This window comes from Streptococcus gordonii (assembly GCF_001553855.1).
GTDB lineage: Bacteria > Bacillota > Bacilli > Lactobacillales > Streptococcaceae > Streptococcus > Streptococcus gordonii.
Genome location: NZ_LQWV01000012.1, coordinates 477,944 through 490,297, shown reverse-complemented (window position 1 = coordinate 490,297; position 12,354 = coordinate 477,944). Strand labels below are relative to the sequence as shown.

13 protein-coding genes are annotated in these 12,354 nt (G+C 40.4%); all 13 read right to left on the bottom strand.

Annotated elements, in window-relative coordinates:
• Positions 1-22: 22 nt before the first annotated feature.
• The 13 genes from AWH02_RS05295 to AWH02_RS05235 all read right to left on the bottom strand — a co-directional run bounded on the left by AWH02_RS05295 (position 23) and on the right by AWH02_RS05235 (position 12,256).
• Positions 23-520 carry a DUF6773 family protein gene (locus tag AWH02_RS05295; RefSeq protein WP_060553017.1) on the bottom strand — a complete coding sequence of 166 codons (498 nt, stop codon included), beginning with the start codon at positions 518-520 and terminating at the stop codon, positions 23-25.
• A 277-nt stretch (positions 521-797) separates the two neighbouring features.
• The gene (locus AWH02_RS05290; protein ID WP_045505738.1) at positions 798-992 is read right to left on the bottom strand and encodes a helix-turn-helix transcriptional regulator; all 195 of its coding nucleotides are present in this window, start codon (positions 990-992) and stop codon (positions 798-800) included.
• The gene (locus AWH02_RS05285) at positions 976-1,173 is read right to left on the bottom strand and encodes a hypothetical protein (RefSeq protein WP_045634269.1); all 198 of its coding nucleotides are present in this window, start codon (positions 1,171-1,173) and stop codon (positions 976-978) included. The genes AWH02_RS05290 and AWH02_RS05285 overlap by 17 nt, the downstream gene beginning before the upstream one ends.
• A gap of 138 nt (positions 1,174-1,311) precedes the next feature.
• On the bottom strand, positions 1,312-1,872 hold the full coding sequence (locus tag AWH02_RS05280; RefSeq protein WP_060553018.1) for an ECF-type riboflavin transporter substrate-binding protein: 561 nt from the start codon (positions 1,870-1,872) through the stop codon (positions 1,312-1,314).
• Positions 1,873-1,895: 23 nt separating this feature from the next.
• Complete coding sequence (locus AWH02_RS05275; protein ID WP_060553019.1) at positions 1,896-2,741, bottom strand: SAM hydrolase/SAM-dependent halogenase family protein; 846 nt, start codon at positions 2,739-2,741, stop codon at positions 1,896-1,898.
• Between the two features lie 187 nt (positions 2,742-2,928).
• Entirely contained in the window at positions 2,929-4,356 is a 1,428-nt protein-coding gene (locus AWH02_RS05270; RefSeq protein WP_060553020.1) for an ATP-binding cassette domain-containing protein, read from the bottom strand.
• Positions 4,317-4,997 (bottom strand): energy-coupling factor transporter transmembrane component T, encoded by a 681-nt coding sequence (locus AWH02_RS05265; protein WP_060553021.1) that lies wholly within the window; start codon positions 4,995-4,997, stop codon positions 4,317-4,319. Before AWH02_RS05265 ends, AWH02_RS05270 begins: the two co-directional genes overlap by 40 nt.
• A complete protein-coding gene (locus AWH02_RS05260) occupies positions 4,994-5,590 on the bottom strand; it encodes an MptD family putative ECF transporter S component (protein WP_060553022.1) in 597 nt (198 codons plus the stop codon). Before AWH02_RS05260 ends, AWH02_RS05265 begins: the two co-directional genes overlap by 4 nt.
• Complete coding sequence (locus AWH02_RS05255) at positions 5,587-7,257, bottom strand: amino acid ABC transporter ATP-binding/permease protein (protein WP_060553023.1); 1,671 nt, start codon at positions 7,255-7,257, stop codon at positions 5,587-5,589. Before AWH02_RS05255 ends, AWH02_RS05260 begins: the two co-directional genes overlap by 4 nt.
• On the bottom strand, positions 7,247-9,010 hold the full coding sequence (locus AWH02_RS05250) for an ABC transporter ATP-binding protein/permease (protein ID WP_060553024.1): 1,764 nt from the start codon (positions 9,008-9,010) through the stop codon (positions 7,247-7,249). Before AWH02_RS05250 ends, AWH02_RS05255 begins: the two co-directional genes overlap by 11 nt.
• A 121-nt stretch (positions 9,011-9,131) precedes the next feature.
• Entirely contained in the window at positions 9,132-9,824 is a 693-nt protein-coding gene (locus AWH02_RS05245; RefSeq protein ID WP_008808468.1) for a methionine ABC transporter permease, read from the bottom strand.
• 1 nt (position 9,825) lies between these two features.
• Positions 9,826-10,890, bottom strand: coding sequence for a methionine ABC transporter ATP-binding protein (locus AWH02_RS05240; RefSeq protein ID WP_045505717.1), 1,065 nt, complete (start codon positions 10,888-10,890; stop codon positions 9,826-9,828).
• Positions 10,883-12,256 carry a M20/M25/M40 family metallo-hydrolase gene (locus tag AWH02_RS05235; RefSeq protein WP_060553025.1) on the bottom strand — a complete coding sequence of 458 codons (1,374 nt, stop codon included), beginning with the start codon at positions 12,254-12,256 and terminating at the stop codon, positions 10,883-10,885. The genes AWH02_RS05240 and AWH02_RS05235 overlap by 8 nt, the downstream gene beginning before the upstream one ends.
• Positions 12,257-12,354: the final 98 nt, after the last annotated feature.

The window sequence follows — 12,354 nt, the reverse complement described above, 5'->3', positions numbered from 1 at the left end:
ATAAATTAAAAATTCATTAATTCTAATTCTCATCATTTTCTAATTCTTGCTCTAATTTTATCTGTCTCTTCCGATAAAAATAATTGACCAGTTGATCAAGTATACTAGAAAAGGCAACTATCAAAACTAAAATAAAAATAAATTGCAAAACAGGATTCTGACTAAATGATGGTTTTTCTTTCGAGTCTCCATTCAGATTTTGAACAAGCAAGAAGGAAGCTGCTAGGAATATTCCTGTAGCCAGACGACTTCTGAATCTTCTACTACTACCAGTTGTATCACTACGCCTAATATCTAGGCCAAGTTGCCAACTGCGTACACCAGCATAAATTTCTAAAGTAAAAATAATGATAATTTCAGGTAAATAAGCTTGCCAATCTAATCTCCAATAAAGGAGTTTCACAAAAATAGATAAAAGTAATAGAATGATAGCTAAAAAAGCGAGTTCATTTCCTATTTTATGTTCAATCTGTACCGTACGCTCATCTTTAAAGATCTCTTGTCTATTTTTAGATTTCATATGCGTTTTCCTCTTTTACTTAAAATTTCATCTTATTCAACATTTGTATGAAAATTGCTCTTCAACTATTGCTGGTCATTTCTTTCACATTTTTAGGCTTAGGTTAAAAATGTCCCCCGGACATTCCCTCGCTTCCGCGTTTTTCGGCTCGGGCTAAAAATGTCCCTCAGACATTCCCTCGCTTTCGTATTTTTCGGCTTCAGGCTAAAAATGTTCCCCGGACATTCCCTCGCTTTCGTATTTTTCGGCTCAGGCTAAAAATGTCCCCCGGACATTTTTACTCCCAAAACAATTGATCCAGCGTTTTATCGAGACATTTGCAAATCGCTATGCATAAACTGAGACTGGGATTGTACTTACCCGCCTCAATCAAGCCAATGGTCTGGCGGGTCACTCCGATAGCATCTGCTAAGTCGCCCTGAGTCATATCATGCTCCACTCGCGCCATCTTTAGCTTAAGATTTTTTGCCATGATCATCGTCCTTATCATTTTTCTTCTTAGTTGCTATGCTTAAAAGTGCACAACCAATTGCAATATCACAGCCAGCAAAAATAAGAAAAGTATGATTTTGATTGTTCAGTCCTATAACCAAAAAAATTACACCCAAAACAAGCCAAATAAGTGGTGAATAAATATTTTTGATGTTTTTCATATCGGTTCTCCCTTCATTTTTATAAGTCTATTATACAATATATTTTTTAAAATGCAATATATAAATTGCAAAAAGTATTTTATTTTTAACAGAAAAAGATCGAGATATCTCTCGATCTTTTTATTCTTATCGCGTGATTTAATCTTTTTTAAGGCTGCCACTCTTTGTCTGAGTACGTGCATAGGCAATTAAAAGTAAGGTTCCGGCAACTGCAACAGTCAGACCATTGGCAACAGTTGCGACAACACCTTGTGCAAAGACCTTATTACTTGGTTCATTATAGATCAAGATATCCCCAAGTGGAGCGATGACTACCCATACCAAGGCATTAGCCACAAACTGAACAACATTAAATGTAATAATATCTCTTGATTCAAATACTCCCTGAGCCACACGTAGGTAATTCTTAAGCAAACCGACTACAAGTCCAAACAAACCACTAGCCAAGATCCAAGTCCACCAAGGGTTTCCAGATTGGATGGAGTCTTTTAGGGCATGGCCAATAAATCCTGTTAAGAAACCAACGATTGGACCAAAAACAACGCCAAACAAAGCTTGGACAGCATATTGCAACTGAATGCTAGTGTTTGGAACAGGCGTTGGAATGCTGACCATCCCAATTACAACGAAGAGCGCTGCACCAATACCAGTTGCCACGACTTCTTTAATGGTAAAAGTTGTATCAAATATTTTTTTCATGTTTATCTCCTCTTTACAAATCGCTAATTTTCAATACGCTTGATTTCAATATGCCACTGGGCACCCACACCAACATTGTAGGCTTTGGCAAAAGAACCTTGGTTGATTGCTAGACCAACCCGATAGAGCGAATTGATATAAATAATCGGCTGACCGATGCGAACATCCGCAAAGGACTTCCCATAGGTCACTTGATTTTGGTAAACCAACATATCGTTATTGTAGATCGTTACCTCAAAACGGTCTCCAAATCGAGGTTCTAACTCTTGGAATTCTTCGCGAGTAATAGAAGTCCAAAGAGAACCAAATCGAACGTCTAGAATATCGATAGCCCCGCTGACAGAACCTTCGCCAAAGGTGGTCTCCACAACTGGAATCTCGACAATCTCATCCACACTTAATTCTGGCCCTACTTCTTCAAAAGTAATGTGGCCACTAGCCAATTTAGCTCCTGCGTAGGCATAGACATCACGACCATGGAAGGTATAGGAGTGTTCGGTATTCTTTCGACGATTTTCGACTTCAGAAATTTCCCGAATAGCCACAATACCAACGTGTTTCTTAATAAAAGACAAGGTTCCATTGTCTGGAGTGACGATGTATTGGTTTTGCGCTGTTTTTGCAACTACGCTCTTCCGCTTAGAGCCAACACCCGGATCGACCACTGAAACAAAGGTTGTCCCTTCTGGCCAGTAGTTGACCGTTTGAAAAAGACGATAACTACCTTCAAAAATATTATAAGGCGTAATGTCGTGTGTTAAATGGTGAATCTTTAACGTAGCTGACTCCTCCAGAGCCACACCAATCATCGCTGATACTGCGCCATCCACAAGACCAAAATCCGATTGCAATACAAGTAAATTGTTCATGTATTCTCCCTCTTATAGTCCTGAACTTTAACCTACTTATCTACTATTCTGCCAGTCTAATCAACTCTAGAAATACAAAAATAGCAAAGCCAGAAGCTACATTTCTGTTCTTCAATCATACCAAAAATAGGAGGGGAAATCTAGATAAACAACTATAAAAGCTATAGTTTTTTTGTATAGCGAGTAATTAATTTAAGGTAAGAAAGTAATCAGCTGTCTTCTCAAGCAGTTCTTCATCATGAGAAATGAGCAAAATAATTTTTCCCTGCTCTTTTAATGTCTTCAGTAAGTCAGCCACTTGTAACATTTGCTGGTAATCTAAACCTGAACTAGGTTCGTCAAAAATAAACACTCTTTTTTTAGTAAGGACTTGACTAGCTATGACTAGTCTTTGCATCTCTCCACCTGATAGGGTCATTGGATGTCTTTCTTCTAAGCCTTTTAATCCTAAGTTTTCTAAGATATTTGATGCATCGACGACTTTTTTCAAACCCAAGGTCAACTCCTTTTGGACACTATCTGAAAAGAGCTGAAGAGCAACCTCTTGCAGAACAAAAGCAGTCTCTTTCAGACGTTCATGAGCTGACAGAGCATGTCCATTTAAAGAAAAAGTTGCATCTTCATCGTCTAATAAACCAGCCAGATAAAAAGCTAGAGTTGATTTACCTTTCCCATTAGGACCCACAAGGGCTGTAATCGCTCCTGACTTGAAGTTAGCTTCTTCAAGAAAACTCAATTCCTGGTCCCCTGCCTGTAAGCGAAGATTTTTTATGGTCAAATCCCCCATCAGTGGTGAAGGAGCAACTTGCTTCTTTGCCTCAAGTCTCGAGATAGAGCTAGATAGCTGCTGACTTCGCAGTCCTAAATTATGGCGTTCTGTTTCCGTTAAGCTATCAAACTCCTTTTTTGAATAATCTCTTTCAAGAACACCTTGATCAAAATAAAGATAGCGGTCAGCCAAGTCCTTTAAATAATCCAAGCGATGCTCCGCTATAAGAATCGTTTTCCCCTCCTGTTTTAAGATAGAAAGATAACTAGCTACTTGCTCAATCCCTGGTCTGTCCAGATTAGCTGTCGGTTCATCTAAAACCAAGAAATCTGTGTCTTGCATCAGGGCCGTTAAAAGGGCAATTCTCTGCTTTTCTCCACCTGATAAAGTAGAAATGTCACGTTCAAGATAGTCTTCTAAAGCAAAGTCAGCAGTTAATTTTTCTAATTTATTCAAAATTTCTGCTGCTGATTGACCATGATTTTCACCAGGCAAAACCAATTCATGCTTAACGTATTTATGAAAAAACTGACTGGAGGGATTTTGAAAAACTGAAGCAACTCGCTTGGAACATTCTTCAACCGTCTGTTTTCCTGCTGACTGATCGGCTATTTCTAATTGACCTTCTAATTTTCCCTCATAGTAATCTGGAATTAAGCTATTGATTAATCTTAAGAAGGTTGATTTGCCACTCCCACTCTTGCCACATAAGACGACCAACTGGCCTGATGAGATTTGTAAATCTTCAACCAGCAAGCTACTAGCTCTGCTATTTTCATAAGTAAAACGAAAGCCGGTCGCAGTAATCAGCCTCTTATCATCCACAAGGTCATGATAAACATCCATGCACAGGTACTCCAATCTGCTAAATTAAAGGTTGATGAAAAAGTTTCTGTCGGTCTTTTTCCTAGTGCTAATCCTTTGGTAAGGCTAGCTATGGTCAACGCTTGAACCGTTCGCATGAGTGACATGAGTAGCGGTACCAGGAGATACTCAAAGTAGGTCACTGGACGAAAGATAAAATCCCTTTTTCTAAGGAAAATCCCTCGAAGACGTAAACTTCTATGAATCGTTTTCGCATCTGCTGGTATAGCTGGCAAAAATCGCATCATCACTCCTAAGGTTAAAAGAAAAGATTCCGGTAGATGCCATTTTCTGAGACCATGAACCAGGTCGTAGGCTGTCGCAGTTGTCAAAAGCAAACTCCCAGCCATAAAAGAAGGAAGCATAAAACGTCCAGCCGTGAGCAGAGTTACGAAATTTCGTATCAGTTGAAAAGAAAAGAAATCAGTTAGATAAGCATCCAGAGTCCAAAATAGGACAAAGGATAGTAAACTATAGACGGCAATCTTACCTTTTCCAGCAAAGTATAAGAGCGTCGCTAAGCCTGAAACGATTATCAGTTCAAGCCAGCCAGATACTCTAAAAAGAAAGGCCAGATTGGCAAATAAAACCAAAAGGACCTTGCTTCGTACATCTAATTTCATGAGACCATCCCTGACTTTATAAAGTGCTTCTTGACCATATATTGACCGAATAGTCCCCCTATAATAGCGGCAATAACAACCATAATTACAAAACCAAGAACCACTTGTGGATTCACAGGAACCATAACCCGGTCAATATACTCTTGAGTTTTACCACGCGCTAGCAAGCTTTGAACATAAGTCTCCCGAGCTAGCCACATCATAATAATCGGACCTGAATTAGCAAAGGAGAAAAGGACAAAGGACGCTAAACTTAGCCATTTATTTTGATAATTTCCTTGTTTGGCTAACAAATCAGCTAGAAAGCCAAAAATCAAGCCTGGCAAGAAGGCCACAAAGAAATGGCCAGATAAGAAGAAAAATCCTCCCATCACGATTCCCAAGAGACTGATAGCTCCGAATTTTTTGATCTTGCTTTGTAGAAGCATGTAAACCGTCCCACCAAAGATTGCTGCTCCAGCTGGGGCATAGAACATATTCCCTGACCGGTCGAAAATCAGACCAACCAGGACGCCTAAACCGACGCATAGAAAATAGAGGGCTGCAAAAGCACCTGTCATCACAAGGTCTTTTACTTGTAGTCCTTTTCTCATCCTTTTATCCTCCTTACTTGAGAATGATTTAATTCATAAACCTCATCTGCAAAAGCAACCGTTGACAAGCGATGGGAGATGAGAAAGACCATGCCACGGCATTCTTCTTTGACAATAGATAGGAAGGCTGCTTCATTCAGTGAATCGAGATTGCTGGTGGGTTCATCAAAAATATAACAATCTGCCTCCTTAAGCAGGGCTCGCATCAGCTCCAAACGTTGGGCTTCACCAGCAGAAAAAGTTGTTTCTCCATCAATTACAGTATCTAGCCCCTCTGGCAAGCGCTCCAAACGTTCCTTGAGGCGACATTTAGCTGCCAAGGTCCAGATCGCCTCATCACTGATATCAGTTCGGCCCAAGACTAGATTTTCCCGAAGACTTTTATGGAAAAGCTGAGCAACTTGAGGAACATAGGCGAAGGAGGCTTGTAAACGCTGGCGATGGAAGGTTTGATGATCCTGTCCAGACAGCAAAACCTGTCCTGCCTTAGGATCATACCAGCGCATGATAATTTTCATGAGAGTAGATTTTCCTGTTCCACTTCCACCTACAATGCCAATTATTCTGCCTTTTTCAAATCGTGCTGATAAACCTTGAAAAAGTCCTTGCTCTCGTCCCTCATAATCAAAGTTTAAATGATTAATATCAACTGATTCGATCCTGACATCAGTCTTCAAACCACTGCGATCTGCCTCTGGCTCATCCAAGAGCGAAAAGACCTGCCGACTGGCATTCATTGCTCTTTTAAAACCTAGAGGCAGTCGCCCTAATTCCAGAAATGGAGCAAAAGAGCTTGAAAAAGCTACCAGAGCTAGTCCTGCCTGAGTCAGATCAATATCACCTTGATTAAGTTGGAAGAGAGACAAGATGGCAAAGCCCATAACAGATAAGCCCACCACTAAAAAGGTTAGAGCTTGTTCAAAAAATTGCTTCTGAGCAACCTGCCTTTCTATGCTATTTAAACCTTGGCTTTTTTGTTCTAAACAAGCAAAACGTTTTGAAGTTTGTCCGAGCTGGGACAAATCATGTATTGCCTTCAGGCTCTCCAAGAAATAAGAAATGTATCTTGTCCGATCATCCGCTTGTTTTGATAAGAGTTTTTGTAAATGTCGAGCAAAATTTTGAGGCAAGACCACAGCTAAAAGCAGGTAAGTCAGCAAAGCCAAAAAACCAAGAGCTGGGGATATCCTAGAGAGAAAGACCCACATAATGAAAGCAGAGATAAGCCCCGTGCAAATCGGTGAAACTGTATGGGCAAAAAAGACTTCAATTGCTTCAATATCCTCCCCGATCATTTTTAATAAGCTCCCACTATCTTGTCGGTCTAACTTAGCAGGCGCAAGACGTCGTAGTTTAGCAAAGACAAGCTTTCGCAAGTCCGCTAGGGAATGAAAAGCCACATAATGACCAAAATAATGCTCTCCATAGCGGAAGAGTCCTCGACCAATGGCCAAAGCTAAAAGAAGAAACAGAAAACCTAGAGTCGGAGCTTGCCCTCCTACAGCCAAAAATCCTTGATTTACCAATAAAACAGGAATCGCGACTGAAACTGTAAAGCCTGAAACTGCAAAAATAACAGCTAATCCTAGAGCAGGTAATAGATGCTTCATGATCTGAAATAGCCTGAAAAGGAGTTGTTTGCTTGGATAAGTTTTTTTAGCTTCCATGAATTCTCTCCTCCAGTTCTCTTTGTCTATCCACTAAAGTTCTGTAGTCCTGATTTTCCCAGTAAAGCTGGATTGGACTAGCCAAAACTGTTCCCTCTTTACTCATAAAAAGAACTTGGTCAGCCTCTGCTACCCGCTTCATTTTATGAGTAATCTCGATGACAAGGGCTTCTTTAGAAAGCACGTTTAGCAGTTCATAAATAAGGTCTTCATTGTCCTTATCAACACTAGAAGTAATTTCATCAAAGATATAGAGCGATTTTTGAGCAAGAATTGCCCGGGCACAAATCACTTGCTGTCTTTGACCTGGTGACAGCAGGTTGCCATCTTCACCAACAAGGGTATCTAGACCCTCAGGTAAATTTTCAATAAAAGATAAAAGCTTCTTCTCGGTCAGCCATTGCTGAATTTTGTCCCGACTCCAATCCCTCGCCAACTGCAAATTCTCTAAAATACTGGCATTCAAAAGAAAGCTGTTTGACGACACATACATTATCTCTTTGTAGAGAGCTGATTGCGCCAAATTTTCATTGGAGGTCTTTCCAAAGAATATCTGGCCTTGCTCAGGTTCCAATTTCCCAAGTAGAATTTTGGCTAAAGTCGTCTTACCACGTCCACTTTCCCCAGCAATAGCAAATACCTGGCCTACTCCTACGTCAAAAGAGACCCTATCCAGAATCTTTTTATCTCCATGGGAGAAGGACAAATCCTGCACACTCAAGTGTTGAAATGGTGCTAAATCTTGTTTTGTTTCTACTTTAGTCTCTTGGACTGAATCCAAAAAACTAAAAATACGATCAGCCATCTTGGTATTCATCATGACCAAGTGCATACCGTAGCCCGCTTCTCGAATCGGTGTAAAAAATTCTGTCGCAATTAAGACAAAATAAATCATGCTAAACAAGGACAATTGCCCAGCAGCCAGCCAGGAAAGGGCTAAAAAACCTGACAGGCCGATTCCCAAATACATAACAGCATCCATATAGCCCACTGATTGTAGTTGAAATCCTAGGAGTTCCATAGTGGCATCGCGAAAATCTTCGGCCTGCTCCGCAAATTCCTGCTCGTATTTCTCATCAGCCTGATAAGAATACAATGTGTTCAGTCCCTTTAAATCATCCAGAAAAAGGTTGCCCACATCCATATAAGAGCCCCAATAGCGATTCATAATCCTACGCGATCGCTTCTGCATCAGGATGATAGACACAGGAATGAAAGGCAAGGATAATATAAAAATTAAACCACCCAAGGGAAAGAGCCAAAAGACTAAGATAAGGACGGTTAAACAGTTAAAATAGGTTCGTAGATTTAAGGATAGATAGTAGGAATAGTAGGTATCCAAGCTATCAATTCCCTGAGCAGCAACTGTTAGAATATCCGCTGCAGTTCGGCTATCTTGAAACTCACCGGCCTTAGCAACAAAAGCCTGAAAGAATTCTCTCTTTAGCTTGTTTCGTGCAAACTGAGAGGCTATGCCTTGAAACTTTTTGGCTAATAAAGCAATTCCAAATCCTAAACCGTTTAAGGCTAGCAAATAAAGAAAAAGAGTGTATAAGTCAAGCTGTTTTCCTTCGTAGAACTCTGTCAATGCTTGAGCAATCAAAGCAAAACTAGTAATTCTCGTTAAAAATTGAATCCATGATAAAAATGCAGCCAGATAAATCAAGCCCTTCTTTGGTTGAATTTGCTCTTTCAAGCGAGCTAATAGCTGTTTCTTCCTACTTCTTGAGATCTTTTCCTCTTCTTGAGCCATAGCTTTCCCTTTCCGTAGGTTTTTTCTCCTTATTATAACATTCACAAAGTTGAATGTAAATTAAATTTTCAGAATATTTAACCAAAGAACAAGCTAGCCAAAGTGGCTAGCAAATTAACTTCTATTTATGACTTAATTTTTTAGTCAAAAAGTCTCCTGCAAATTGAATCGTAAAGATGATAGCTACAATGACAACCGTCGCAAGAATGGTAACGTCATTATTATACCGGTTAAAACCATAAGCAATCGCTACATTACCGATACCACCTGCACCGACTGCACCCGCCATAGCAGTTTCACCAATCAAAGAAATCAAGGTGACTGTCGTTACACGGATTAAATCTGGTAGACCTTCAATAAGATAGACACCAATAATATCCCATAAAGTTGCACCACTAGCCTGGGCTGCTTCAATCACTCCACCGTCCAACTCAGATAAAACCACCTGAACTTGACGAGCAAAAAAGGCATAAACGGCAAATGAAAGTGGCACAATAGCAGCGTTTGGTCCAATTCCTGTCCCAACAATCAAGTGAGAAAAAGGTGATAGGACAGCCAACAAAATGATAAAAGGAATCGCACGGAAGACAGAAGTCACTTTATCCAAAATCCAGAAAGCCACCTTATTTTCCAGAACCCCACCTGGCTTGGTTAATACAAGAAAAAGTCCAGTTATCAAGCCAAAGAAACCACCAATCAAGAAAGAGATTACTGTCATATAAAGGGTCGTATAAATAGCTGTTCCCCAGCCTGCTTGACCAGTCCAGCCCATCCTATATACATTTGGTAAATAAGTTTCGATTAATTTCAGCATCTTATGCACCTCCCTTTAGAACAGTCAAACGAACGCCTGCTTCACTAATAGCCGTCTTAGCCGCAGTAAGATTTTCTGATTCGCCAGACAAGACAACTACCAAAGCACCAACAGGTGTATGGTCCAAAATTTCAATATTCCCATATAAGATATTGGCAGTAACTTGATATTTTTTGTAAATTTGATTCAACAAAGGCTCATCTGTTGCTGTACCCGCGTACTCTAACTGCACCAAGATACTATTTGGAGCCAGATTCTGCACAATTTCTTGCTTTTCGATTTTAACCATAGCTTCATTAATTCCTGTTGCTGTTGTAATGAAGTCTCTAGTCAAATCCTGATTAGGATTAGAGAAAATATCAAGAACAGACCCCTCTTCAATCAATTGTCCATCCTGCATCACTGCTACTTTGTTAGCGATATCCTTAATGATTTGCATTTCATGAGTAATAAGCACAATCGTCAAACCTAATTTTTGATTCAAGTCTTGCAAGAGAGCCAAGATTTGCTTGGTCGTCTTAGGATCTAGAGCTGATGTTGCTTCATCCGAGATCAAGATTTTGGGATCATTTGCCAAGGCACGAGCAATCGCTACACGCTGCTTTTGTCCACCTGACAGCTGCGAAGGATAGTTCTCAGCTCGATCCGCCAAACCAACCAAGTCTAGTAGCTTCTTCACCTTCTCTTTTTTCTCTTCCTTAGACAGGCCTGAATGCTTTAAGGCAAAGGCTACGTTTTCTTCAGCCGTCAGCTGGCTCATTAGATTGAAGTGTTGGAAGATCATCCCAATATCCTGGCGTTTTTGACGTAACTGAGCTGCAGAAAGTTGAACTCTTTTGTCCTTGAAAATGACATCATTGTCAACGGTAATAGTTCCTCCAGTCGGTACCTGTAAAAGGTTAATCACCCGAACCAGAGTAGATTTTCCAGCTCCAGAATAGCCAACAATTCCATAGATATCTCCTTGATTAATGCGGATACTCACATCTTTTACAGCTTGGATTTGACGTTTCTTCTGCTGAAAGGTCACATCAATCCGATCTAATGTAATAATTTCTTTACTCATAGCTTGCAATCAACTCCTTTACTAATTCTATATGGGTGTAGTAATCTGCTAGGCGAACATTCTCATCTCCACCATGATCCCGGCTGTTAGCATGTCCCAAGCCAAAGGCCATCATGGGTACCTTCAAAGCATCATAAACAGTAAACATTGGGCCAGTTCCGGCAGATGTTGGTAGCACTGCTACTCCTTCTCTGTAATATTTCTTAGCTAACTCAATAACACTAAGAACAGACGGAGCACTCATGTCGCTGCGGTAACTCATTTCTCCCAATGTATAAATAAGCTCTACCTTAGGATAACCGTTCTTGATCAGTTGTTTTCGAATCTTATCAAGTACATCTTGTGGTTCTAAACCAGGTACGAGTCTCACCTCAAGCTTGGCCTTAGCTTCTGAAGGCAGGATTGTCTTGACACCCTGACCTTGATAACCTGATGATATTCCCTCAATATTAATAGCTGGTTCAAAAAAATAACGTCGTAGGAACTTTTGCCCTTCCTCCTCAAGCAGGGGCAATTCTAAACCATAAATTTGTTTTAGTTCTTCTGGGTTGCGTCGCGCAAACTCCTCAACCAGAGCTAGTTCTCGTTCGTTTGGCTCGACAATTTGTTCAGAGATGCCTTCTACCAAGATGCGACCGTCAGCTCCTCGCAAGCTAGCTAGTGCATTTAAAAGATACCAGCTACTTGAATCAATTACACCGCCAAAACTCGAATGTATATCTACATCAGCGCTTTTCACCTTGGCATCAAAGGTTACAATACCCTTATTTCCACCTGTGATTTCTAGCTGACCTAGTGCATTCCGGCTACCCTGTTCCCAGATGAGGAGATCGGCGCCGGACAATTCCTCCTTGTGCTTTTCCAAATAGCGATCCAAGTCAGTCGAAGCAGACTCTTCAGCCCCCTCTATGATAAAAGTAACATTCACAGGTAAATCTTGCTTACCTTCTCGATATTTCTGCAAGGCTGTCAGGCGAGCCACGATATGCCCCTTGTCATCATCAACACCTCGGCCATACATGACCCCATCTCTGACAGACAAGGTGAAAGGATCTTCTGTCCAAGGTTGATCACTATCTGCAGGTACTGTATCATAATGGTTGTAAAAAATGATACTTTTAGCATTAGGATTTGAACTCTTAAAACGAGCGATGACAAAAGGAGCTCTGTAACTTGCATCAACGGTCACTTCTGCGCCAGCATCCTCAAAAACTTCTCTCAAATAATCTGCTACTTCTTTCAAGCCTATCTGCTGAGCAAAAATAGATTTTTTAGCAATCAACTCCCGTAAAACCTCAAAATAAGCCTGCGCGACTTCATCCTCTTCAAATTTTTGTAACTGCTCTTTCTCACTGAAAAAAGCCATAATTCCTCCCCATAAATAAGGCGATAAAACTCAGCTGGTCATCCCAACTGAGTTTTATTAAACACTTTCAGTCTTGCATGCTTGATAAATCCATTAAG